The sequence below is a fragment of the Pseudomonas sp. GM79 genome (assembly GCF_000282495.1).
In the GTDB taxonomy this organism is placed as follows: domain Bacteria; phylum Pseudomonadota; class Gammaproteobacteria; order Pseudomonadales; family Pseudomonadaceae; genus Aquipseudomonas.
Genome location: NZ_AKJE01000040.1, coordinates 54,514 through 79,485 on the forward strand (window position 1 = coordinate 54,514; position 24,972 = coordinate 79,485).

At 58.2% G+C, this 24,972-nt stretch carries 16 protein-coding genes, 2 tRNA genes and 3 pseudogenes; 15 read left to right on the forward strand and 6 right to left on the reverse strand.

All coding sequences use genetic code 11. The annotated features are described in order from the left end of the window. The first annotated feature begins 31 nt into the window (after positions 1-31). Both PMI36_RS17060 and PMI36_RS17055 read left to right on the forward strand, forming a co-directional pair. Positions 32-922, forward strand: coding sequence for a LysR family transcriptional regulator (locus tag PMI36_RS17060; RefSeq protein WP_008071328.1), 891 nt, complete (start codon positions 32-34; stop codon positions 920-922). A 119-nt stretch (positions 923-1,041) separates the two neighbouring features. After that, complete coding sequence (locus tag PMI36_RS17055; RefSeq protein WP_008071329.1) at positions 1,042-2,850, forward strand: monovalent cation:proton antiporter-2 (CPA2) family protein; 1,809 nt, start codon at positions 1,042-1,044, stop codon at positions 2,848-2,850. A 142-nt stretch (positions 2,851-2,992) separates the two neighbouring features. Here the strand turns inward: PMI36_RS17055 and PMI36_RS17050 are convergent, their stop codons facing one another. Beyond that, the gene (locus PMI36_RS17050; RefSeq protein WP_008071330.1) at positions 2,993-3,565 is read right to left on the reverse strand and encodes a cytochrome b; all 573 of its coding nucleotides are present in this window, start codon (positions 3,563-3,565) and stop codon (positions 2,993-2,995) included. 187 nt (positions 3,566-3,752) lie between these two features. Here PMI36_RS17050 and PMI36_RS17045 point away from each other — a divergent pair, with 187 nt between their 5' ends. The 4 genes and pseudogenes from PMI36_RS17045 to PMI36_RS31430 form a co-directional block, all read left to right on the forward strand. Beyond that, on the forward strand, positions 3,753-4,430 hold the full coding sequence (locus PMI36_RS17045; RefSeq protein WP_008071331.1) for a thermostable hemolysin: 678 nt from the start codon (positions 3,753-3,755) through the stop codon (positions 4,428-4,430). Then, complete coding sequence (locus tag PMI36_RS17040; RefSeq protein WP_008071332.1) at positions 4,420-5,901, forward strand: AMP-binding protein; 1,482 nt, start codon at positions 4,420-4,422, stop codon at positions 5,899-5,901. The genes PMI36_RS17045 and PMI36_RS17040 overlap by 11 nt, the downstream gene beginning before the upstream one ends. Continuing rightward, positions 5,898-6,452, forward strand: a pseudogene (locus tag PMI36_RS17035) (TenA family transcriptional regulator); the annotation flags it as partial. The gene PMI36_RS17040 and the pseudogene PMI36_RS17035, both read left to right, overlap by 4 nt. 2 nt (positions 6,453-6,454) lie before the next feature. Next, positions 6,455-6,625 (forward strand): annotated as a pseudogene (locus tag PMI36_RS31430) (two-component sensor histidine kinase); the annotation flags it as partial. A 129-nt stretch (positions 6,626-6,754) separates the two neighbouring features. On the opposite strand, the gene PMI36_RS17030 reads toward PMI36_RS31430, so the two are convergent. Continuing rightward, positions 6,755-7,111 carry a DUF6124 family protein gene (locus tag PMI36_RS17030; protein WP_008071334.1) on the reverse strand — a complete coding sequence of 119 codons (357 nt, stop codon included), beginning with the start codon at positions 7,109-7,111 and terminating at the stop codon, positions 6,755-6,757. A gap of 959 nt (positions 7,112-8,070) precedes the next feature. Here PMI36_RS17030 and nirB point away from each other — a divergent pair. From nirB to PMI36_RS17015, 3 genes are read left to right on the forward strand one after another with little or no spacing between them, the layout of a single operon-like run. Beyond that, the gene (gene nirB / locus PMI36_RS17025; protein WP_008071336.1) at positions 8,071-10,632 is read left to right on the forward strand and encodes a nitrite reductase large subunit NirB; all 2,562 of its coding nucleotides are present in this window, start codon (positions 8,071-8,073) and stop codon (positions 10,630-10,632) included. Continuing rightward, complete coding sequence (nirD, locus tag PMI36_RS17020; RefSeq protein WP_008071338.1) at positions 10,632-11,018, forward strand: nitrite reductase small subunit NirD; 387 nt, start codon at positions 10,632-10,634, stop codon at positions 11,016-11,018. Before nirB ends, nirD begins: the two co-directional genes overlap by 1 nt. A gap of 31 nt (positions 11,019-11,049) precedes the next feature. Further along, positions 11,050-11,490 carry a CBS domain-containing protein gene (locus tag PMI36_RS17015; protein WP_008071340.1) on the forward strand — a complete coding sequence of 147 codons (441 nt, stop codon included), beginning with the start codon at positions 11,050-11,052 and terminating at the stop codon, positions 11,488-11,490. Positions 11,491-11,576: 86 nt separating this feature from the next. Here the strand turns inward: PMI36_RS17015 and PMI36_RS17010 are convergent, their stop codons facing one another. Both PMI36_RS17010 and PMI36_RS17005 read right to left on the reverse strand, forming a co-directional pair. After that, a complete protein-coding gene (locus PMI36_RS17010; protein ID WP_008071342.1) occupies positions 11,577-12,350 on the reverse strand; it encodes an L-iditol 2-dehydrogenase in 774 nt (257 codons plus the stop codon). Positions 12,351-12,529: 179 nt separating this feature from the next. Next, positions 12,530-13,840 (reverse strand): ABC transporter substrate-binding protein, encoded by a 1,311-nt coding sequence (locus tag PMI36_RS17005; protein ID WP_008071343.1) that lies wholly within the window; start codon positions 13,838-13,840, stop codon positions 12,530-12,532. 320 nt (positions 13,841-14,160) lie between these two features. Between PMI36_RS17005 and PMI36_RS17000 the strand changes: the two genes are divergently transcribed. From PMI36_RS17000 to PMI36_RS0129515, 5 genes and pseudogenes are all read left to right on the forward strand, one after another. Next, positions 14,161-15,066 (forward strand): helix-turn-helix domain-containing protein, encoded by a 906-nt coding sequence (locus PMI36_RS17000; RefSeq protein WP_008071345.1) that lies wholly within the window; start codon positions 14,161-14,163, stop codon positions 15,064-15,066. A gap of 354 nt (positions 15,067-15,420) precedes the next feature. Further along, a tRNA-Cys gene (locus tag PMI36_RS16995) sits at positions 15,421-15,494 on the forward strand. Positions 15,495-15,689: 195 nt separating this feature from the next. Further along, positions 15,690-15,776, forward strand: a tRNA-Leu gene (locus PMI36_RS16990). Positions 15,777-15,948: 172 nt separating this feature from the next. After that, the gene (locus PMI36_RS16985) at positions 15,949-17,271 is read left to right on the forward strand and encodes a tyrosine-type recombinase/integrase (protein ID WP_008071348.1); all 1,323 of its coding nucleotides are present in this window, start codon (positions 15,949-15,951) and stop codon (positions 17,269-17,271) included. A gap of 704 nt (positions 17,272-17,975) precedes the next feature. Then, positions 17,976-18,501 (forward strand): annotated as a pseudogene (locus PMI36_RS0129515) (DNA adenine methylase); the annotation flags it as partial. A 645-nt stretch (positions 18,502-19,146) separates the two neighbouring features. On the opposite strand, the gene PMI36_RS16980 reads toward PMI36_RS0129515, so the two are convergent. Together PMI36_RS16980 and PMI36_RS16975 are read right to left on the reverse strand one after the other, a co-directional pair. Further along, positions 19,147-19,839 carry an SOS response-associated peptidase family protein gene (locus PMI36_RS16980; protein WP_008071350.1) on the reverse strand — a complete coding sequence of 231 codons (693 nt, stop codon included), beginning with the start codon at positions 19,837-19,839 and terminating at the stop codon, positions 19,147-19,149. Between the two features lie 23 nt (positions 19,840-19,862). Beyond that, complete coding sequence (locus PMI36_RS16975; protein WP_008071351.1) at positions 19,863-20,591, reverse strand: hypothetical protein; 729 nt, start codon at positions 20,589-20,591, stop codon at positions 19,863-19,865. Between the two features lie 168 nt (positions 20,592-20,759). Between PMI36_RS16975 and PMI36_RS16970 the strand changes: the two genes are divergently transcribed. Continuing rightward, positions 20,760-24,809 (forward strand): helix-turn-helix domain-containing protein, encoded by a 4,050-nt coding sequence (locus PMI36_RS16970; protein ID WP_157214945.1) that lies wholly within the window; start codon positions 20,760-20,762, stop codon positions 24,807-24,809. Positions 24,810-24,972: the final 163 nt, after the last annotated feature.

Genomic DNA, 24,972 nt, shown 5'->3' on the forward strand with positions numbered 1-24,972 from the left:
TGGTCCAACGCCCTCCCCAACGAGATAAAACATGGAATATGAGCTTCAGGACATCCGATCTTTCGTGAAAATCGCCGAATTGGGTAGTTTTCACGAAGCTGCCGATGCACTGCATCTGTCGCAACCAGCCTTGAGCCGGCGGATAAAAAAACTTGAAGAGGGTTTAGGGACTACGTTGCTCGATCGCACCACGCGCAAGGTCAGCCTGACCAGCGTCGGTCGCGACTTCCTGCCCAAGGCTCGTCGATTACTGGATGACTTCGACGATTCGATCCTGAACATCCGTGAATTGGCCGAACGGCAAATCGGTCAGGTGACCCTGGCCTGCATTCCAACCGCCGCGTTTTACTTCCTGCCATCGGTGATTCGTCTTTATAACGAGCGCTATCCGAAAATCCGCATCCGCTTGCTCGACCTCAGCGCCAATGAAGGGCTCGAAGCAGTGTTGCGGGGAGAAGCCGACTTCGGCATCAACATGATGAGCGGCCAGCACCCGGACATCGAATTCGTTTCACTGGTCAACGAACCCTTCGTCCTAGCCTGTCGTCGTGACCATGAACTGGCCCAGCGGAAGTCCGTGACCTGGTCAGAACTGAGCGATTACCGGTTGATCGGCGTCGGACGCCTGAGCGGCAACCGCATGCTGCTGGACCACGCCCTGTCGGGCCTGAGCTGGCGTCCGCAGTGGTTTTATGAAGTGCAGCATTTGTCCACCTCGCTGGGCATGGTCGAAGCCGGGCTTGGGGTTTCCGCCATGCCGAGCCTCGCAATGCCGGCGGCGGATCACCCGACACTGGTGAGCATCCCGCTGACTGACCCCGTCGTGAACCGGACACTCGGCCTGGTGTACCGTCGGGGCGCATCGTTATCGCCGGCGGCGGAGAAGTTCGTTTCGATTCTGCTCGAACAATGGCCCCACTGAGCCGTGGAGTTCGATCAATAACCTCGTTGCTGACTGAATGGACGCCAGCCTTTATCCTGACGCCCCGCTGAAAATCGGGCGAACGCCGCTCTCGCCTGCCCCCACCCAGGAGTTTCGCCATGCCCCACGAAGGCAACCTGTTGCAAGCCGCTGTCGTCTTTTTGTTCGCGGCGGTGCTCACCGTCCCCTTGGCCAAGCGCCTGCAACTGGGGGCGGTGCTCGGCTATCTGTTTGCCGGGGTGATCATCGGGCCGTCGGTGCTGGGCTTGATCGGCAACCCGCAAAGCGTCAGCCATATTTCCGAACTCGGGGTAGTGTTGCTGCTGTTCATCATCGGCCTTGAGCTGTCGCCGCGACGCTTGTGGGTGATGCGCAAATCGGTGTTCGGCGTGGGTTTGGCGCAGGTGTTGCTGACCGGTTCGGTGATTGGTGTGCTGGCGTTGTTCGTGTTCGGCCAATCCCTGAACAGCGCCATCGTGTTGGGCCTGGGCCTGGCGTTGTCGTCCACTGCATTTGGTTTGCAAAGCCTGGCCGAGCGCAAGGAACTGACCAGCCCCCATGGGCGACTGGCGTTTGCGATTTTGCTGTTCCAGGACATCGCCGCGATCCCGCTGATCGCGATGGTGCCGCTGCTGGCCGGGGGCGATCACACCACCAGTGCCGCCGAAGATTTGAACCATGGCTTGCGGGTGCTGGGCAGTATCGCAGTGGTGGTGATTGGCGGACGGTACTTGCTGCGCCCGGTGTTTCGCGTAGTGGCCAAAACCGGTCTGCCGGAGGTGTCCACGGCCACCGCATTGCTGGTGGTGATCGGCACGGCGTGGCTGATGGACCTGGTCGGCGTGTCCATGGCCCTCGGCGCGTTCCTCGCCGGTTTGCTGCTGGCGGATTCTGAATATCGCCACGAACTGGAAGCGCAGATCGAGCCGTTCAAGGGGCTGCTGCTGGGGCTGTTTTTCATCAGTGTCGGCATGGGCGCCAATTTGAGTCTGCTGCTGAGCGCGCCGGTCGTGGTGCTGGGGCTGACCCTGTTGCTGATCGCCATCAAGTTGCCGCTGCTGTTCGTTGTCGGTCGACTGGCCGGAGGTTTGGGCAAGGTCAGTGCGATTCGCCTCGGCATCGTACTGGCGGCCGGTGGTGAGTTCGCATTTGTGGTGTTCAAGATCGGTCGTGATCAGGGGCTATTCGAGCCGCGCCTGTACGACCTGCTGGTGCTGACGATTACCTTGTCCATGGCCGTGACGCCGCTGTTGTTGCTGTTGTGCGCCCGACTGGTCAGCCCCAAGGTTCAGCCCGTGGTGGTGCCGGAGAAGTTCCGCGAAATCGACGCCGACACGCCCCGCGTGGTCATTGCCGGCATGGGCCGTATGGGGCAGATCGTGGCGCGGATTCTGCGGGCGCAGAACATCAAGTTCATCGCCCTCGACACGTCGGTGGAAACCATCGAACTGTCCCGCAGCTTCGGCGGCGTGCCGGTGTTCTACGGCGACCCGATGCGCCCGGAAATCCTCAGCGCGGCCAAGGTCGAGCAAGCGGAGTTTTTTGTGATCGCCACCGATGATCCCGACACCAACATCAAGACGGCCGAGGTGGTGCACAAGCTCTATCCGCACATCAAGATCATCGCCCGGGCGCGTAACCGTCAGCATGTGCACCGGCTGGTGGATGTCGGGGCTCAGGCTGTGCGGGAAACCTATTACTCCAGCCTGGAAATGACCCGACGGACTCTGGTCGGGTTGGGGCTGACACAGGCCCAGGCAGATGCGCGGATCAAGCGCTTTACCCATCACGATGAACAGGTGCTGGAGGCTCAGCACGCGGTGTATGACGATGCGGCCAAGGTGATGCAGACCGCCCAGGAAGCGCGGGCGGAATTGGCAAAACTGTTTGAGTCGGATCAGTTGGAAGAGGAAGCGGGTAAGGTTTGAGGTGAACCTGATGGCCTCTTCGCGAGCAAGCCCGCTCCCACATGGGGTCTATGTCAGCCACAAAATTTGCGGCTGGCTCGGTCAATGTGGGAGCGGGCTTGCTCGCGAAGAACGATGACGCGGTATTCCTGGCAACCCCGAATTATCGCTGACGCTCATTGACACCCACACCAGAGCCCCCCGGCAGCATGCGTGTGAGCGTGTTGTCGCGGACCCAGTAGTGATGAAACAACCCCGCCGCTGCGTGCAAACCAATCAACCAGTAGCCAGTACTGCCGAGCCATTCATGCCAATGCTTGAGTTGCTTGGCCAGATCGGGATCAACCGCAACCGGCGCCGGCAGGAAAAAGCCGAAATACGGCATCGGCTTGCCCCCGGCGGCCAGCATCAACCAGGCCAGTAGCGGCGTAGCGATCATCAGCCCATACAACGCCAGGTGCATGAGGTGCGAGACGCCCGTCTGCCAGGTGGACGGGGCCGGGGTAATCGGTGGTCGGGGCGAGAGGCGCCCGAGCAAGCGGACCCAGACCAGCGCAAAAATGCTCAACCCGAATACGCCGTGCAGCCCCAGAAACAGGCCCTTCAAGGCATGCCCTCGGGGCAGCAATCCTTTGATCTCGATGCAACCATAAACGCCGATGAACAGCGCCAGCATCAGCCAGTGCAAGGTGATCGAGAGTTTTCCATACCGGTGTACTGCTGAATCTCGGGTCATACGGGGCCTCGTGAAGATCGGTGGCGGCTGCCGACTCAGTTCGTACAGCCTGGATCCGGTTTCGTCGAACCGACCGGCGCCACCCTGCCCGTCCAGTCTTAAGACAATCTGAAGGTCCACCTTCAGACTCCGTTAAGAATTGCCTTTGATACTCCTCCCGAACTTACCCAGGGAGGCGTTCTTGCCCATGCCCGATTTCGACTGGAACATCCCTCTGCCCCTGCACTTCGGTCAAGCCGAAACCCCGCAGATGAGTCTGGCAAGAGCCTTGCCGGACGATCCCCAGCGTCCGGTCTTCGAAGCTTTTATCCAGCAGCGTTTTCGAAAGGCCCACGGCGCCGACATCCGCCAATTCATGCCGCAGTTGTTCGGCATGAGCGATGCGTCAGGCACGCTGTGTGCGGTGGCTGGCGTACGACTTGCCGGTGCCGAACCCTTGTTTCTGGAGCGTTATCTGGACGAGGCGATTGATCCGCTGATCAGCGACACCGCCGGCCAACCCGTGGACCGGGCCGGTATCGTCGAGGTCGGAAACCTCGCCGCCAGCGATACCGGCAGTGCGCGCCTGAGCATCATCGCCATCACCTACCTGTTGGCCATGGGCGGGCTGGAATGGGTGGCGTTCACCGGCAACATCGGGCTGGTGAACAGTTTTCATCGCCTGGGCTTGAAGCCGGTGACGCTCTGCGCCGCCGATCCTGCGCGGCTGGGCGACGACCGTCACCTCTGGGGCAGTTATTACGAGAGTCAGCCATGGGTGCATGTCGGCAACATCCGCGCCGGTTTCATCCATTTGCGCAACATCGGTTTGTTCAATCGCCTGGGGTTGCCGACGTCCCTTGAGGAGTCCAGCGATGTCGCCTGAAATGGAGCGGTTCAAGCAGACCCTGCGCAGTCACGCCGAGCGCAAGACCAACGCCATCGCCTTGTGGGGCGATCAGTTGAAACTGGACTACGCCACGCTGTACGCCGAGGTCATGTATCGCCAGCAGCGTCTGCGCGATGAGCACGTCAAAGTGGTTGCGCTGGCCCTGGACAACGGCATCGAGGCGATGCTCTGGGATCTGGCCGTCCTGTTCGAAGGCCTGACCTGCCTGACGCTGCCGCCCTTCTTCAGTCCGGCACAACGCAATCATTGCCTGCAACAGAGCCAGGCGACACTGGTGATTGCCGAACCGGAACTGGAAGCCGAACTGCAAGCAGCCGGCTACGAGAAGACCGGCGAATTCTGGCGTCGCCCTTTCAGCGGCCCGAACCTGATACCCGAAGGCACCGCCAAACTGACCTTTACCTCAGGCACCACCGGTACGCCCAAAGGCGTGTGCCTGAGCGCCGAGAGCCTTTTGCGAGTGGCCCGCGAACTGGATCAGGCCAGCAAACCCACCGACCCACGGCATCACCTGGCGCTGCTGCCCCTGGCGATTCTGCTGGAAAACCTCGGTTGTTATGCCGCGCTGTATGCCGGCGCGACCTTGAGCGTACCGAGCCAGAAAACCCTGGGCATTCAGGGTGCCAGCGGTGTCGATGTGCCGCGGCTGTTGGGCTGTCTGGCCGCCCGAAAACCGGAAAGTCTGATCCTGGTGCCGCAGTTGCTGCTGATGCTGGTCAGCGCCGCCGAGCAAAAAGCATTCAACCCCCAATCGTTGCGTTTTGCTGCGGTCGGTGGTGCACGGGTTAGCGAAGAATTATTGCATCGCGCCCAGCGCATCGGCATCCCGGTCTATGAAGGTTACGGGTTGTCGGAATGTTCGTCGGTGGTGTGCCTCAATCGCCCGGGCGCGCGCCGCCCTGGTAGCGTTGGCAGGCCCCTGCCCCATGTCGGGATTCGCCTGGCCGACGATGGTGAAGTGCTGGTAAAGGGCTCGACCCTGCTCGGCTATCTGGGGCAATCCCCCTTCCGCGATGATTGGTGGCCGACCGGCGATCTCGGCGAGTTCGACCCGGAAGGTTTTCTCTACCTCAACGGGCGCAAGAAGCATCAGTTCGTCACCAGTTTCGGCCGCAACGTCAATCCGGAATGGGTCGAGGCCGAACTCACTCAGCGTCGTCACATCGCTCAGGCGTTCGTCCTCGGCGAAGCGATGCCGAGCAACCACGCCCTGCTCTGGCCCCATCGGCCTGACTGCACCGATGAAGAGCTGGCCGCCGCCGTGGCCCAGGCCAACGAGGCCTTGCCCGATTACGCCCAGGTTCATCACTGGACCCGTCTCGATCAACCATTCAGCGCCGCCAACGGCTTGCTGACCGCCAATGGCCGACCGCGCCGCGACGCCATCGTCGAGCGTTACCGGGCGCAGCTCACTGACTTCGTTTTTTCCGAGGAATCCGCATCATGAGTTTTTTCGACACCCTGCAAGAAGCCACCCAGCAGGAACGCCACGAGTTGTTCAACCTGCCGATCATCCGTGATGCCCTTGAGGGTAAGGTCAGCCTGGAGAGCTACCGCGCCTTCCTCGCCCAGGCCTACTACCACGTGCGCCATACCGTGCCGTTGATGATGGCGTGCGGCGCACGTCTGCCGCAGCGGCTGGAATGGCTACGCAAAGCGGTGTGCGAGTACATCGACGAGGAGTACGGCCACGAACAGTGGGTACTCGACGACATCGCAGCCTGTGGCGGTGACAAAGAGGCGGTGCGGGACGGTCGTCCATCGCTGCCGATCGAGTTGATGGTCAGCTTCCTCTACGACCTGATTGCCCGGGACAACCCGGTGGGCCTGTTCGGCATGGTCAACGTGCTGGAAGGCACCAGCATTGCCCTGGCCACCCACGCGGCCGGCAGCATCCGCGAGCGCCTGGCGCTGCCGGAAACCGCCTTCAGCTACCTGAGTTCCCACGGTTCGCTGGATATCGAACACATGCAGACCTACCGCCGGCTGATGAACACACGGGCGCTGGGTTGGGACTGACCATCGTCAGCACCATTGCGACGCGGCTGGGTGGGCGGATTACGCTGGTCAACCCACCTGAAGGCGGGCTGCGGGCGACCCTGTCGATTCCTGATGGCCAGAACCACAGCTCCGTGCAACGGACCACCCACGAGCTGCCGCCCAATGGCTGAGTGACTGCGCGCGGAACACAATCCCTGCAGGAGCGAGGCTTGCCCGCGAAGAACGATAACGCGGTGTGCCAGACCTGACGCCTTCGCGGGCAAGCCTCGCTCCTACAAAAAAGAATGAAGCTCACACTTCTAAGGCGTATTAATGTGATCCAGCACCCGGTTCGCGGTGATCTCCGCCACCATGATGCTGTTTGAAATGCCCAGCAGGGCGTGACGCGACTCACCCTCCAGATGATCCACCAACTGATGGACCATCACATCGACCGAGGCCAGTGTCTCGACCAAAAAAACCGCCAGGGTTTCGGTAGTCGCCTCTGGGGCTACGGCAAACAGCTTGCTGGGTTTACGCGCGGTGGCTTTGATGTCGGCATTCGACGGGAAGTGGAAGTTCAAAGCCCGCTCGGCGGCCTCATTGAGCTTCTTTGAATCGGACTCGTATGGAGACACCGAATCGGTGTCCGGTGGGTTGGGCGTAACCTTGAACATAAGCTGGCTTCTCTGATTGAGTGCCAACCCTCCTGCTGCTAAACGAGAGGGAGGCAGCTGTACGCAGGTTAGCAGACCGGGGAAGCTAGCAAAGCCGGCGCGCCCGAAGGCGCCCTGCGCACAACCACCATCAAGTGCAGGCATGGGAATGCCTGACTGACAAGAGCTTGTGCACTTGCTTGTAACCCCGGGCTGCTAAACCCGATCACTGATGGGCAGTGACGCGAATCAAGTTACCGAGCGGCCCCAAGGCGCACAAGCCGGCGGATTCTGGCGTAAGCGTAGGCAACGGCGCAAGATCTTGTAGCTTTCAGGAAGTAACCTTCAGGGCTTTTAAACACGCGCATTCCGGCAATGTTGCGAATCCCTGTGGGAGCGGGCTTGCTCGCGAAAGCGGCGTGTCAGGCGACATCAATATTGACTGTGCCGCCGTCTTCGCGAGCAAGTCGAATCGTCGCACCACCGCTCCCACAGGGATTCGCGCTTAACTCACTGGCATTGCTCAAGCCCAAATAGAACGTAGCCGCATGCACTTTTAAAGAGCCATGCCTGACAACGTGCACCAGTGCGAAGCGGTTTCCTGAGCTATTCCTTCCTTCAGCTCCAACGTCCGCCCACCCGCTCGCGGGGGCCAGAAGCCTGATGAGACCCGCGTGGGCCGGTGTCTTTATCACATTCTCCCATCGTTCAGAGGCCCGTTTTCCAGAACTGAGGAAGTCATGCACCGCGGACTGGCACAAAGGCTGCATTGATCCCCTCAGGTCCATCGAAAACAGATGGGCAGCCCACTCGATCAACGAAGATCGACCGGCCGAGCAGGTCGTGGGCAACATCGGTGGATCCGGCGAAGGCGCCAGGTCGAACACCGCGAAGAACAGGCAAAGACGCCTGAAACCGAGAGGTTTCAGGCGTTTTTTTTTGCTTTTTTAACCGTGATTGGCTTTGGCTGGGTGCTTACTATGAATTCCAATGTTGCCGCGTTGAACAAACTGCAAACACTGATCGTGATCGGCAATGGCATGGTCGGACATCATTGTGTCGAGCAGCTCATCGAGCGCGGCGCCCTTGACCACTATCGCCTGCATGTCTTCAGCGAAGAGCCGATGCGCGCCTACGACCGGGTGCATCTGTCGGAGTATTTCGGTGGTCGCGATGCCGAGTCGCTGGCCCTGGGCGAAGCCTCTCTGTACCAGACGCCGGGCGTCACTCTGCATTTGGGCGTGCCGGTGCTGGAAATCGACCGAGCGCGACGTCAGGTGATCACCGCGCAAGGTTGCGTCGCTTACGACAAACTGGTTCTGGCCACCGGGTCTTATCCCTTCGTGCCGCCTATTGAAGGTGCGGAAGGTGACTCGCGCCTGGTCTATCGCACTCTGGAAGACCTCGACGCGATTCGTTCCGCGGCGGCCAATGCCCGGCGTGGCGTGGTGGTCGGCGGAGGCCTGCTCGGTCTGGAAGCGGCCAATGCTTTGAAAAGCCTGGGCCTGGAAGCGCATGTGGTGGAATTTGCCCCGCGCCTGATGCCGGTGCAGCTGGACGAGCAGGGTGGCCTGGCGCTGAAGGCGCAAATCGAGCGGCTCGGTGTTGGCGTGCATCTGTCCCGTGGCACGCAGTCGATCAGTGCCGGCGAGCAGTACCGCTACCGGATGAATTTTGCCAATGACGAATTCCTCGAAGCCGACCTGATCGTGTTCTCCGCCGGCATCCGCGCGCAAGACGCGCTGGCCCGCCAATGTGCGCTGGACATCGGTCCGCGTGGCGGCGTGGTGATTGATGACCAATGCCTGACCAGCGATCCGAACATCTATGCCATCGGCGAGTGCGCCGCCTGGAACGGCAGCCTCTTCGGTCTGGTCGCTCCCGGTTATCAGATGGCCCGTGGCGTCGCGACGCTGCTGTGCAACCAAGTGGCGGAGCCGTTCCAGGGCGCCGACATGTCGACCAAGCTCAAACTGCTCGGCGTTGATGTCGGCTCCATCGGTGATGCTCATGCTCAGACCCCGGGTGCGCGCAGTTATCAGTTCATCGATGAAGCGACGGCCAGCTACCGCCGCCTGGTGGTGGATGCTGACAGCAAGCGCGTGCTCGGCGCGGTGTTGGTCGGCGACAACAGCTATTACGACACCCTGCTGCAATACATGCAGAACGGCATTGCCTTGCCGTCGGAACCCGCCAGCCTGATTCTGCCATCGTCCACCGGCGCGCCAACCCTGGGCCCGGGCGCGCTGCCCGAGTCGGCGACCGTTTGCTCGTGCCATAACGTCACCAAGGGCTCGATCTGCTCGGCCATCGACGGTGGCTGCACCGACCTCGGCCTGCTCAAGTCGCAGACCAAGGCTTGCACCGGTTGCGGCGGTTGCGCGGGGCTGCTCAAGCAAGTGTTCGAGCATGAATTGATTGCCCGTGGTGTCAGTGTCGACAAGAGCCTGTGCGAACACTTCGCCTACACCCGTCAGGAGCTTTATGCGCTGGTGCGGGTAGAAGGGGTGATCACTTTCGAAGAGCTGCTGGCCAAACACGGCCGTGGTCACACCGGTTGCGACGTGTGCAAACCGGCAGTGGGCTCGATCCTCGCTTCGTGCTGGAACCAGCCGATCATGGATGCCTCGCTGGTGCCGTTGCAGGACACCAACGACACCTTCATGGCCAACATGCAGAAAAACGGCACCTATTCGGTGGTGCCGCGCATCGCCGGGGGCGAGATCACAGCCGACAAGCTGATCGCGATTGGCGTGGTGGCGAAAAAATACGACCTCTACACCAAAATCACCGGCGGCCAGCGGATCGACCTGTTCGGCGCGCAGTTGCATCAGTTGCCGGACATCTGGTCCGAGCTGATTGAGGCCGGTTTCGAAACCGGGCATGCCTACGGCAAATCGACCCGCACGGTGAAGTCTTGCGTGGGCAGCACCTGGTGCCGTTACGGCGTGCAGGACAGCGTGAAAATGGCCCTGACCCTCGAGGATCGCTACAAAGGCCTGCGCTCGCCGCACAAGCTCAAGTTCGCGGTCTCTGGTTGTACCCGTGAATGTGCCGAGGCGCAGAGCAAAGACGTGGGCGTGATCGCCACCGAGAACGGCTGGAACCTCTATGTCGCCGGTAACGGCGGCATGCGCCCACGCCACGCCGAGCTGTTCGCCACCGACCTGGACGATGAAACCTTGATCCGTTACATCGACCGTTTCCTGATGTTCTACATCCGCACCGCCGACAAATTGCAGCGCACCTCGGTCTGGCGTGAAAGCCTGGAGGGCGGCCTGGATTACCTCAAGGACGTGATCATCAACGACAGCCTGGGGCTCGGCGCAGAACTTGAAGCGCAGATGCAACTGGTGGTCAACCGCTACGAATGCGAATGGGCCAACGCCCTCAAAGACCCGGAAAAACTCAAGCGCTTCCGCACCTTCGTCAACGATCAACGCCCGGACCCGGACATCCATTTTGTTCAGGAACGCGGTCAGCGCCGGCCGATCATGGCCGCCGAACTCAACCTTATCCCTGTCACCGAGGAGAATGCCTGATGAGTCAGTCCAATACCCAGCGTGTCGAAGTCCCTGCAACCGCGGCCAATGCTCAGGCGTGGCAGGCGGTGTGCAGCCAGCAGGATCTGGTCAGCAACTCCGGCGTCGTGGTCTGGCTCGACGGCGAGCAGGTGGCGCTGTTCTACCTGCCGCAGGCCGAAGGTCGCACCCTCTACGCCATCGACAACCATGATCCGCAATCCGGCGCGAACGTCATCGGCCGCGGACTGATCGGCAGCCTCAAGGGTGATCTGGTGGTGGCGTCGCCGATCTACAAGCAGCATTTCCGTCTTGAAGACGGCAGTTGCCTGGAGTACCCGGAGCAGCGTCTGCGGGTGTGGCCGGTGCGCCTGAACGCCGGCGTTGTGGAAGTCGCGGCGGCTTGATCGCCGCTCTGAACCGTATCGGAGAACGTTGATGAAGACAGCCGCACAGTTGCTCAAACTGAAAGTCGTGCAAAACCAGCAGGTGCACAGCATCGCACCGGATCAGATGGTGCTCGACGCCCTGAAAATGATGGCCGAGAAGAACGTCGGCGCGTTGCCCGTCATCGAAGACGGGCAGGTGGTCGGTGTCATCAGCGAGCGCGACTATGCGCGCAAGGTGGTGCTACAGGGGCGATCTTCGGTCGGTACGCCGGTGCGCGAGATCATGAGCGCGCCGGTGGTGACCGCCGACAGTCAGCAGAGCATCGAGCGCTGCATGGCGGTCATGACCGACAGTCATTTGCGCCATCTGCCCGTGCTGGAGAGCGGCGAACTGATCGGGCTGTTGTCGATTGGCGATCTGGTCAAGGAAGCCATCGTCGAGCAGGCCGATTTGATTCGGCAACTGGAACACTACATTCGCGGGCATTGAGGGCTGAGCGGGAACGAGCAGGCCATGTCTACGGTGCAGTAGACATGGCCTGTTCGGTACGGGCTTTAATTCGGGTTCGATACTCGTCAGCTCATCCAGTTGCCGCCATCGACGTTATAGGTCTGCGCCACGATGTAATCGCTCTCGGCCGATGCCAGGAAGATCGCCATACCGACCAGATCATCCGCCGTGCCCATGCGCCCATAGGGTACTTCCTGACCCGCCAGCTTTTTCTTTTCCCCAAGCGGCCGGTTTTCATATTTGGCGAACAGCGCGTCGACACCATCCCAATGCTCACCGTCCACCACGCCCGGCGCGATGGCGTTCACGTTGATGTGATGGGGAATGAGATTGAGGCCGGCCGATTGCGTGAGGCTGATCACCGCTGCTTTGGTCGCGCAATACACCGCGACAAGCGCTTCACCGCGCCGACCGGCCTGACTGGCCATATTGATGATCTTGCCGCCATGGCCCTGACGGATCATCTGCTTGGCCGCGGCCTGCAGCGTAAACAGAGTGCCGGACACGTTGATCGAGAACAGCCGTTCGTAGCTGTCGCGAGAAATCTCGGTAATCGGCGCGAGATCAAACAGTGCCGCGTTGTTGATCAGGATATCGAGCTTGCCTGTGGTCGCGATGACCGCCGCGATGGCACCGTCGATAGATTGCTGATCAGTCACGTCCATCTCGACCGCATAGGCATTCGGCCCCAGCTCGGCCGCGGTGGCTTGCGCACGTTCCAGGTTGATGTCTGCGATCGCGACCGTAGCGCCTTCGCGGATATAGGCTTGCGCGAACGTTCTTCCGATGCCTCTGGCAGAACCGGTGATAAGGGCGCTTTTTCCTTCCAAACGTTTCATTTTTCCCATCCAATCGTTAGAGCTAAAGAGACGCCCCCATCGAGGGCACCAAAAGCGGTCGTCAATCTGCGAAGAACCCTGTGGGAGCGGGCTTGCTCGCGAAGAGGGCGGCACATTCAACATCGATGCTGCCTGACACACCGCCTTCGCGAGCAAGCCCGCTCCCACACGGATTACCCCTACTTGGGATAACCCGCGCGTTTCATCTCGCGTTCGGTGGTTTGCTGGGCCGAGGCCAGGGCCTGCTCAACCGGCATCTGCCCGGTGAGCGCCGCAGACAGCAGCTTGCCGACCGACGTGCCGATGGCCTGGAATTCAGGAATGGTCACGTACTGGATACCGACGTAAGGCACGGGTTGGACTGACGGGTGTGCAGGGTCGGCGTGCTGCATCATTTTCAGCGTGACACTGGCGAAGGGCGCGGCCTGCAAGTAGGCGTCGCTGTAGGTGGACATGCGAGTGCCCGGCGGTACGTTGGTGATGCCATCCTTCTCGGCGACCAGTTGGATGTATTCCTTGGAGGTCGCCCAGGTCACAAAGGCTTTAGCGGCTTCTTTGTGTTTGGACGTCGCAGGGATGGCCAGCGACCAGGCATAGAGCCAGGACGAACCCTTGTCGGTGACCTGCGTGGGCGCCGCGACGAAGCCGACCTTATCGGCGACCTTGCTTTGAGTTGTATCGGTGATGAAGGAGCCTGCGACGCTGGCATCGACCCAGATCGCGCATTTTCCGCTATTGAACAGCGCCAGCGTCTCGTTGAAACCATTGCTCGAAACCCCCGGCGGGCCGTACAGCTTGAGGGTGTTGACGTAGAAGTTCGCGGCGGCGGTCCATTCCGGCCCGGTGAGTTGCGGCTGCCACTGCTCGTTGAACCAGCGCGCGCCAAAAGCGTTGGACAGGGTGGTCAGCAGCGCCATGTTTTCACCCCAACCGGCCTTGCCGCGCAGGCACATTCCATACTGCTCTTTATCCGGCTGGTGCAGCTTGCCGGCGAACTCGCCGAGCTGCGTCCAGGTCGGGTGCTCGGGCATGCTCAGGCCGGCGTTCTTGAACAGGTCGGTTCGGTAATAGGTGATGGTACTTTCGCCATAAAACGGCAGGGCATAGAGCGTGTCGTTGACTGACAGTCCCTGACGAACCGAGGGGAAAATATCTTCGAGGTCATAGCTGGCGGGCAGGTCCTTCATCGGCTCCAGCCAATGCTTGGCGCCCCACAGCGGTGTTTCGTAGGTGCCGATGGTGAGCACGTCGAATTGACCGCCCTGAGTGGCAATGTCGGTGGTCAGGCGCTGACGCAACACGTTCTCTTCGAGCACCACCCAGTTGAGCTTCACGTCCGGGTGCAGCTGTTCGAATGTTTTGGACAGCCGCTGCATGCGGATCATGTCGCTGTTGTTCACCGTGGCGATGGTCACCGTTTCGGCAGCCTGGCAGAGCAGGGCAGAGGACAATCCGGCGGACAGAAAAAGTACTGTTGGAATGATCTTCATTGTGTTCTCCGCTCTGCGCCTTGGGCGGCAGAGGCTCTTATTGTTGTAGTCCACGGTGCGAGTCATCGCCGCAACGGGATGACCACAGGATTACAGCAACCCAAGCGGTGAACAAATGAACGGCATACGCGGCACTGATACTTTTTTAACCGTGGCACTCGTGGAAAAAAAGTATCAGTGGCCGCCCTGTAGCGCGCTAGGCTTGCTGCCTGCTTAGTGTGAATCTGATAACCGCGCCTTGGCGTTTCGAATCAGCTTCGACTCGTCCCGGGCTTCGCGGTAGCCTTGATAAAACCAACAAAAACGGGATCGCCAGAGTGATGAACCATCACGTAACCGCAGACAAGCCGCCGGCGCTTGAAGTCATTCTGAACGAGCCGCAGCACAGCTTTCGTTGGTATGAACACGACTATCCCTTCGACCTTGCTCGCTGGAACCATCATCCGGAATTCGAGATCCACCTGATTCGCGAAGGCAGCGGACGGCTATTGGCCGGTGACTATATCGGCGTGTTCGAGGCCGGCCATGTCGCCCTGATCGGCCCTGGCCTGCCTCACGACTGGATCAGCGATCTGGGCAAAGGCGAGGTGATTGAGGGACGCGACGTGGTGTTACAGTTCGACGGTCAGATGCTGATGCAACTGCGCGACAAGGTTCCCGAACTCAGCGAGTTGCAAAACCTGTTTCGCCAGGCGGCACAGGGCATCGAATTTCATGGCAATACCCGCAAGAAAGCGGCCCGCCTGCTGGAAGACATCGGCCAGTGCCACGGATTGCAGCGACTGTGCCTGTTCCTGTCATTGCTGCAATTGCTGGCGTCGGCCCCCGACAATGAGAAACAGACACTTGCCAGCCTGCAATATGCGCCGATGCTCGACGCATTGACGGCCCAGCGCATGAGTATTGTCTTCGACTACATCCTCAACGATCTCGCGGATGAGCTGCGGATGTCCGTCATCGCCCAGCGCCTGGACATGAACGAACCGGCCTTCTCCAAATTCTTCAAACGCGCCACTGGCCATACCTTCGTCGACCTGACGCGCAAACTGCGGGTTCAGCGCGCCTGCCGTTTGCTGGCGCAAAGCAGTTTCAGCGTTGCAGATATCTGCTTTGAAGTGGGTTATGCAAACCTGTCGAATTTCAATCGGCACTTCCGACATGAAATGCAGGAAACGCCCAGTCAGTATCGGCAGCGGTTGCAACGGGTGGTGGCGGTCAGTCATTGAAGAGGGACATATAAGCAAGATCAAAAGATCGCAGCCTTCGGCGGCGCCCACAGGCGCGTAGGAGCTGCCGAAGGCTGCGATCTTTTTAGCCAACACTCATCTTGTGATAGATAGCGTTTTTTGTGGCGCTGAAGTGTTAGGCTCCAAAGCGACCGTGTATTGGCAATCGCGTATCTCGAATTATTTTCTCCCAGTTCTTGACATGCCTTTCGAACCAGTCCAGAATTGCGTCCATTCCTGCTTAGGGAACACGAAAACCCCTTAGATTTCAAAGGGTTGGATGCTAGATTAGAATCTTGTTTCCAGATACGAGTTTACACGTTTGGTGTTGTGCTACTGACATCAGATGTTTGAGGCCGAATAGCAAAATGGTTATGCAGTGGATTGCAAATCCACCTACGCCGGTTCGATTCCGACTTCGGCCTCCACTTTAAACGAGCTCCGTAGATCCATGATCTACGGAGCTTTTTTATTTTCGCAGTCCTGCAAGATTTAGTCTTGAAAAGGATCTTTGCGAACTTGCTTCACCGGGGCGGGATGTATATATTTCCCCCTCTGTTGCACAAGCGTCAGAACTGCCAGATCGTTATTGGTCAGTCTTCAGGCCGCTTTACCGCGCTACCGCCCGAATGGCGAAACTGGTAGACGCATGGGACTTAAAATCCCCCGCTCGTAAGGGCGTGCCGGTTCGATTCCGGCTTCGGGCACCATCTTACATTCCAGTGAGCGCTTTTAAGTTCTCTGGAAGCCTTGAAAAACCTGCCTTCTGGCGGGTTTTTTCGTTTTAGCATTCCGTCGGATTCTTGTCCATTCTTCTGGAATCTAGTCATTTAGAGGGTAAAGTTAGGGGTAGTCTTTGGTTCGATTAAGGATAGTACCCTTATGTCGCGCACAACTGCTCCGCTTACCGACGCTGCTTGCCGTTTAGCCAAGCCAACAGACCGTCCCTACAAGCTTTTCGACGGCGACGGTCTCTATCTCCTAATCCAACCCAATGGCCGTAAAGGCTGGCGTCTCAGGTACGTAAAGCCTGACGGTCGGGAGGGGTTGACCTCCCTCGGTAGCTATCCTGTGATTGGCCTTGCCGATGCGCGCCAGAAGCGTTTAGATGCGAAGCGGATGCTCGCAGACGGCATTGATCCCGTTGAGAACAAACGTAAAACCAAAACGGAAGATGCTGTCAACGGCCGCACCTTTGAAAGCGTTGCATTGGACTGGCACAAGAACATGTCGGCCAGATGGGCACCCGACCATTCCAAGAATGTGTTGAACCGTCTGAATAACTATGTTTTCCCGTTTATCGGTGCCCGCGCGATTGCTGATCTCGATACTTATGATCTGATGCAACCTTTGGAGGCGATCAGAAAACGAGGAACGATTGACGTCGCCTTAAGGGTACAAAGATACCTGCAAAGTATTATGCGTGAGGCAAAACGCCTTCGTCTTATTCCGATAAACCCTGCGTACGACCTTCAGGGCTTGATCAAAGCGCCGCGAGTCTCCCATCGTCCTGCATTGCCACTATCACGCCTGCCTGAGTTGCTGGCGCGAATCAATGCCTACAAGGGCCGAGAGCTGACCCGGCTAACGCTCATACTGTCGCTGAACGTGTTTGTTCGCTCGAGTGAATTACGTTTCGCTCGCTGGTGTGAGTTCGACCTCAAGCGTGGCGTATGGGAGATCCCGGATACTCGGCCGGAGCTGGAGGACGTACGCCATTCAACGCGGGGGACGAAAATGGCCGGCGATGTTCATCTTGTGCCTTTATCGCCGCAAGTTGTGGCCGTGCTTGAACAGATCCGCACCCTCACTGGCACATTCGATCTGGTATTTGCCGGTGATGCTAGGGCCTGGAAGCCGATGTCAGAAAACACCGTGAACAAAGCGTTGCGCACTATGGGGTACGACACCAAGACCGAGATCTGTGGTCACGGCTTCCGCTCAATGGCATGCAGCGCACTGGTTGAGTCAGGGCTGTGGTCAGAGACGGCTATTGAAAGACAGATGAGCCATCGAGAGCGGAACAGCGTTCGTGCCGCCTACATTCACAAGGCAGAGTTCATTGAAGAGCGCAGGCTGATCATGAGCTGGTGGAGTCGGTACCTTGAGGCCAATCTTCAGGAGCATGTCACCCCTCACGAGTTTGCGAATCAGGCCGACGAGAATGTCACTCGGTTAAAAGTAAAACGTGGCGCAATGAAGTAGGCGTACCGGTAATGCTTCGTTGGAAGGGCGATTAAAAGGTCGTTCGCCAATTGATGTCCTCACTCCGGATAATTTCGACGTGACCACGCGGTTCGTGTGCAGTGCCCTGGGCTCAAGCTGAGGTGTTAACTTCGAGCGGTGGCAAAGAATGTTACCGTTACAGTTGAGTGCTTCTGATGGGCGTTTGTTGTTCTTCGAATTGCCACTGGAGGGCTGGACTTCACATGCCACCTGAGGCATTGGGAGAAACTCGAAAAATGATGGTCAGTATCTGATTTCTACGGGCTAATGATCACGATATGCTGCCCTTGAGTCGGATTTTTTATTGCGCAGGAGAGCACCATTTGGAAATATCTCGCCCCCACACTCTCTTGTCAGCTCTCCATCCCTCTCATTTGGGGGCTGCGTCTCGGAGAGGGTGGGTAACCCGGCCTTCGTGTCGGGTTTTTTATTTACAAGCCAACCACAGCCGGCAGAATAATTTAAATATTTCTCTACCCTCTTAAATGGGGTGCTAGGGGTCGAGTGTTCGAATCACTCCGTCCCGACCATATCTTTCAATGACTTGGCCCGATCTGAAAAGGTTGGGCTTTTTCATGCCGAAAAGATACTCCCACATTTACTCCCACGGATATTCTGGATCTTGCTAGCTTCGTGTGAGCTAGCGATAGCTTGGGCACTGATTCGCGCGATGTGGCGCATGTAAGAAGATGACCGGCCCCGAAACCCTATCGACATCCAGCGGGCCGCCCGATCCTTCTACCTGCAGCACCATCCCATCGCGGCACGGTCACCGGGCAGATTCGGCGCACCGCGACTACTGGTCCGGCCATCAACCTGGTGCGGATCGAGGATAGCCTCGCGGCCGCTTGGCAGCGCCTGTCCGGCACCTACGTCGAAAATCTTCCCTGGCTTGAATGCGCTGAACGCTATGACCGTGCCCACACCTTCCACTACATGGACCCACCTTACTGGCAGACCGCCGGCTATGGCGTCGATTTTCCGTTCGAAAACTACGAGCGGATGGCCGACTTCATGCGGCGTTGCAAAGGTAAGGTGATGGTCAGCATCAACGATCACCCGGACATACGGCGGGTGTTTGAGGGTTTTCATTTCGAGACCTTGGATATCCGCTATAGCAATACCAATCAACGCCAAGGGAAAGCCGAGGTCAGTGGCGAGCTGGTGATTATGAATTGGCTGCCGGATGCGTTCGGCGGACTGTTTTAATCAACAAGGTATAAAGCCAGGGCAGCCGATACCCCATAGGTGCAGGAATTCTGTGAGTTTGATTAGAAACTCAACTGTCGCCGTTAGCAGCATCAAGATACTCATGATTTTTTCTCGCGCGGGGGCAGCGCCGCGATAAATGCGGTGGTGCGCTCGTTGGGTGTGTGTTGCTGTAAGAAACGATACTGCTTGATGAATGAGGACGTTAATAAGATGGGGGCAGAAAAAATTAATAATTTTGAGTGTCCCCAGTTTGTTCTGTTTTTTTGTTCTCTTGGTTGTGGGTGTGAGCCGCGTAATATAAGGGTTGTAGCGTTTCTAGCTAGCTGTGAGGGGGCGCGTGATGTGCTAATTGAATCCGCTTCTCGACAAATTTTAAAGACCAGATAGAGGCGAAAGTTTAAATCCTAACTTGGGAAGTGAGTTTGAAAGGCAGCGTAGAAACGAAAGTTAAAAACCTGGCTTGGGAAGTGAGATTAAAAACTACCGTAAAAACGTAAGTTGAAAACCTGGCTTAGGAAGTGAGCTTGAAAACTACAGAGGTAGGAAAATTTGAAACTCCTCTGAATCATGCTTGGGAAAGTCAGCCGATCAGCCAGAGACGGCGGTCAAAACTGATTGCTCCGGTGGCATGCTGGGTATACCTCAAGCAAGCGAGTCGGTGATCGGTTTGATCAACTCCGGTCCATGATTCCGCACATTGCCCACGGCTCGGTCGACTTTGAACCATTCGAACGCCTCTGTCGGCTCACCCTGGAGTAGCACCATCAGCTCGGCGCGCTCCTTGGGCGTGGCCGGGTCCAGCCATTCCCGGGCCAGTTCCGGCGATAACGTTACTGGCCGCCGGTCATGGATGTCCACCATGCCCCCGGCGCTGTCGGCGGTGATGATCACGAAGCCGTCATGCTCGCCGGGCTCATGTTCGCCGATGGGATACTGACCGATCGCAGCACAGAGGATCGGCGACTGGTCATGATGGTGGATCAGGTAGGGCTGCTTCTTCGGCCCGCCTTCGTAAACCCACTCAAACCAATTGTCGATCGCGATGATTGCCCGGTGCGGCCAGATCGCTTTGAAGAATGGGCCATGGGCGACCTTCTCAACGCGAGCATTGATCGGCGCGGCGCGGTCTTTGGCCCAGTGCGGGCGCCAGCCCCAACGAACCATGTCAGCGCGCAGGAATTCTCCATCTCGGTGAAAGAGGGCGAGCTGAGTGGTCGGCGCGGCGTTATAGCGCTCGAAAGGCTGGTCGCCGGCATAGTTGATCAGTGCGTTGGGAATGCTGAGCGCCGCGACGAAGTCGTGAATGCCCCGGTACTGGGAAAGGCGTCCGCACATGATTACACCCTCCGGCTATGTATTCAGGGTAGACCAGTGGTCGTCGGCTTCGTTACAAACCCTCGGCCAGCGCAGGTCGGGCAGTCTTCAGAGAGGTCAAAACGATCAAGGCAAGCGGGGCAGGTGCGGAACCTGGCCAGGTGGAGACGCGGCCGCACTCTTTCGAAAGCACGTATATCACTGCGCTCGTGGGCAATTTGGGCGGCGTCCACCAGCGCGCGGTAGATGTCCGGATCTTCTATCGGCTCGCGGGTCATCCCCTCGAGTGTTCGCCCGGTTTCGACAAGGTCGTATTGCTGCCCATCAGGCAGCGTCAATATAAGCCCGGCAATTCTCGCGGTAACTCCGGATGGGTTGAAAACAAGGTTCGCCCCAGCTGCATCGCGGTAAATCTTCCCGTCGTATGAGGATCGTGCGCTGTCGGCAAGCGTGCTTGCGAAATAGAAAATTGACTGTCCAATACGGCCGATTAGCTTGCCATTGCCGCGCTGCAAAACGTCGTATGCAGAAGCGCCGCAGTAGTGGTCCGGCGAGGTATGAAGTTCTTCCACTGCATGCCAGTAAGCGGCATTCGCCATTTCGTTCATGTCGTACTGCTGTAGCTCATCGATCAAGCCCTCGGTGAGAAGGGTGGCGCTCATTAAGTGAAGGGTCTGTCGGTGGGCCTCGGGGTTCTGCATTCGAAAGTCGTGGTCGTCGAGGGTCGAGCGCCACTGCTGAAGTCTCAGCGCTTTAGCCTGGTCGAAATTCATGTATAGGATTCTCTGTACGGATGCTGGATAAATGTACAGTAGTTGAGGGGCGCTCACGAGGCGAGGCTGAGGCGACGAGCTGAGGACTGTGTGAAGGTTTTTGGTGGCGTGGTGCAAACATCTATTTGTGGTACACTTTTTTACGTGTGCATGAACTGGTACAAAAAAATGAAAGCAACCCCCAAGTCGGTACCCTATGCAGCATTTGGCGAACTGTTGGTTCGACTCCGCGTTGCGGCGGGATTCCCAAAGCAGCAAGATCTGGCGACAGCTCTCGGAAAAACCCAACAGTCGGTGAGTCGATGGGAGAAAGGGGTTGCCCGCCCACGTTCTAATGACATTCCCTCGTTGGAGAAGCTGGTTGGAGCCAAGGAAAACGAACTCCTTGTGGTCGCCGGATATAAAGCGGCGCCAGCAGACCTTCGCATCGAAACGGCCACCTCTCATGACCGCGCGCTGCCCCTTTCTGCGCTGTACCCAGATACATTCGAAAGCTTCTGTGCTGCCCTTTTGGACCGCCTGTACCGGCCTAGTGGAGGCAAAGTTCATCGTTATGGGGGCACAGGCCATAAGCAACATGGCATCGACATCGTCGCCACCGGTTCATTCGGGACCCACTCGTTTCAGTGCAAGCGTGTCAATGAATTTGGCGCCCAAAAGGTCCATACCGCGGTGGCTGAGCAGACTTTCATCGCGGACCTAAAGGTACTCTTGCTGTCCGGCGTCGCGAGCCCAAGGGCACGCGATGCATTAGCTATGCATACTGACTGGGAGTTGTGGGACCGAGAGGACATCACCCGAAAGCTTCATGATCTCGCGATGTCCGACCGCCTGGACCTGGTCGATCGCTACTTCAGCGGTCAGCGCCTAGACCTACTAGGAGTTGATGAGCCCGGACCCATTCAGACTCTAGAGGCCTTCTTCAAACCGTTCCTAGTACCTGACCGCTTCTTCAACCATTCCTGGGCTCTTGTTGGTCGCGACGCAGAGGTTTCACAGGTTGTGGACTACGTCCGAGACGAGTCGGTACTCCTAACCTGCCTCGTCGGGGCGCCTGGGTTCGGAAAGAGTCGTGTTCTTCGCGAAGTCACTCAGCAACTAGCGGATAGCACCACCCTGCAAATTCGATTTGTGTCGCCGACCGAAGACGTCAGGGCTCACCACCTGGACAAACTGCGCGACAGCCTCGGCGGTGTGACGCTGCTTGTTGTCGATGATGCTCACGAGCGTGAAGACCTCGGCATCCTCCTTCGACACGCGGCAGTGCCGGACAATAGAACGCGGTTGCTTCTATCGCTTCGTCCCTACGGAAAGGAAGCGCTGCGTCTTCAAGCGGCTGACGTAAGCCTGTTGGGGTCGCTGGTCCAATTTGTCGATATGCATCAGCAGACGCGAGATGAAGCGCAAGCTCTGGCTGAATCGGTTCTCGCCGAGTGCAATCGCCCTCTGGCAGCCGCTGCCGAAATCGCCCGCGCAACGTACACGACGCCGCTGGTTACTGTCTTGGCGGCGCAGTTGGTCGCACGCGATGATGTGCCGTTGACGCTACTGGGCAATTCGGGGGAGTTTCAAACCTATGTGTTGTCGCGCCTTCAGGACGTCATTGCTGTCACCCTAGTCTCGGGGCAGGATGTTGCGAAGCTGAGGGCCGTCCTACGGGTCATCGCGCTACTTCAACCCATCATTCCGGACGATCCGGGTCTGCTCAACATCTTGTATAAGGTCGAAAAGATTGAGGCGCCAGATGCCAGTCGGTTGATGCGTTTGTTAGGAGAAGCTGGAGTTCTATTCAAACGCGGGGTTCGCTCGAGGCTTGCTCCAGACCTGCTGGCGGATGAAATCATTCGTTCGAACTTTCTCAATGCGGATGGCAGAGCTAACGAGCTCGTTACAGAAGTCTTCGACCTCGCGGGTGCAGACCAGCTGAAGCATCTATTCGTCAATCTCGGACGATTGGACTGGCGCCTACGCGAAGGAAAAACAGACGACAGCGCGCTTTTGACCAGTCTCAGCCCCAAGCTGTATTGGGGCGGCAGGTACAACAATCCGCACGTAGAAGCAGTGGAGGCCGTTGCCTACTACCAGCCCAGGTTTGCGCTGGACTTCGCGAAGCGGCTTATCGCCGAAAAGCATGGAGACAGCTCGGCTGTGTGCAACATGGTGCGCAATGCAGCATATACGTACGACCACGTCCAAGAAGCATGTCACCTCCTATGGACCGCAGGCCGCAGCGATGCCCGCGCGCTAAATCAGCAGCCAGGCCACGGCATTCGCATCCTCAAGGAACTGGCTACGTTTCAGTTGAACAAGCCGGTCGAATACGTGCGCGAGGTTATTCGCTTCGCATTCGCGCTTCTGGAAAGGCCTGCCTCGCTCAACACGGTTTACACGCCCTTCACCATCCTTGAGGGAGCACTGGGCACTGAGATTGAGGCGACGAGTTATTCACGCTCGACCTTCACTATCACCCGGTACCAGCTTTCCTTGAAAGCGGCAAAAATCGTTAGGGATGAGGTAACCGGAGCACTGCTCAAGTACCTGCGGGAAGGGCCGCCCCGAAAAGCGTTTCTCGCAGCACAGACGATGGCTCAAGCCTTGCGTGGCCCAATGCATGGCGACACGTCCGATCAAGAATGGAAACGAGAACACCAGAACCTCTTGCGGGAGCTTCAGGTCGTGTTGCAAGAAGTACACGTATCGCCCGTAGTACTGGTTCGACTAGCACAGTCCATTTCCTGGCATGCGTTTCGCGGCTGGCCGGAGACATCTGACGAGGCTCGCGCCATCATGGCTTTGTTGCACCGAGACTTGAGGACCCGATTCGTCCGGGCGCTTATCGACGGCTGGGGAACGGAAACATGGAAACTCAGCGAGTCGCTTGAACGCGAGGGGCATGAGAGCGACCGTGAACTCCTGACGACTGAGTTAGTGGCTGAGTTTCCTGATGCAGGGAGCTTATTCGATGAGTTGCACGACTGTTTGCAAGACATTGTGAACGTAGTTCCCGGGGGATATGGCTCTCCCTTCCTGCTCGTAAATCATCTGCTCAGTTTCGTGCCAGGTCTTGCTATCGAATTGCTCCGTAGAAACAACGAGTGCCAAGTCGGTCAACTCGCCCCGTATGTAGGCAAAGCTCTGAGCGTGGCTGTTGAGACCGGAAACTCGGGTTTGGTAATGGACTACGTCACTCGCTCGGAGGGTTCCGCCGAGGTATTGGCCCAACTCGCTGAGGCATACGCGAGATTTGAACCATCACGCCCCTACACTCCCCAAGAAGTTACCCTATTCAGGCGCATCTTTGAGTCTAAGGACTCGAGTGTGCTGTTCGTCGCGTCGAACCTTACGCGCCAGGTAGCTGATAGAAGCCCAGCTCTGGCAGTCGAACTCATTTGCTTGGCAGATTTCGAAGTTAACGCTACGGCAACTCACGACATGTTCATGTGGATCGCTGGCGGAAAAACCATTCCGAAGTGTGATGTCGTCGGCAGACGAAGCGAGCTCTTGGAGAAGCTTGAAGTATTGAAGAAGCTTGATGACTACTGGGTCCAGGCCTTCCTCGCATCGTCAATCAAAGAAGACCCCGCCGCTGTCGTCGCGCTGGTTAAAGCGCGTCTCATCGAGGCGACGCGTCAAAACGACTGGTCTTATGAGCCCCTGAGCAAAGAGCGTAACGAAAACAGCCTTAGACTCATGAGTCTTGAGGCTGGGCCACGTCTGATAAGAGAGCTTCTTGACTGGGCGCTCAACGAACCGGCAGATACTCGGGGGGTGCAGCGTTTTGGCGAGGCAATTTCCGGCCTCTGCGGCGACTACGACGACCTACTGCTTGACCTACTCCTTGCGTGGATGTCGTCGGGTTCGCAAACTCATGCCAGGCTCGTAGCCAGAGTACTGCTCGATAGCCAGCCGACCCTCATTTATGATCATCCAAAGTTCATCCGGGACATCCTCAACGCGGCAGAACTCATTGGCGAAGACGCGCTAGCTGATATTCGCTCATCAATCGAGGCCTCAGTACACTCTGGTATGCGAGGAGGAGTACCCGGTGAGCCATTTTTGGAGGATGTCCGGCAAGAGCAGCACTGCGTAAAGATGCTCGCATCACTCAGCCGCGCCGAGCCCGCATTTGAGCTGTACGACGAACTACTCAAGGGCGCGCGCGTTGCCATAGCACGTCAACGAAAATCAAAGGAAGCTCTAGAGGTTGAGGATGACTAGCCTGGGCGAATAGGGGCGGGAAAGTTTTAGGGCAAAATTAGGGCAAATTCAGGGCCGCCGTAGGCCGCAATCCGCCTTGGCCGTGATACGGAAATGCCGCTTTTAATGGGTTGGGGCGGTCCACGGGCGCGCGTGAAATTCAGTGCAAGTCACGCCGATGACC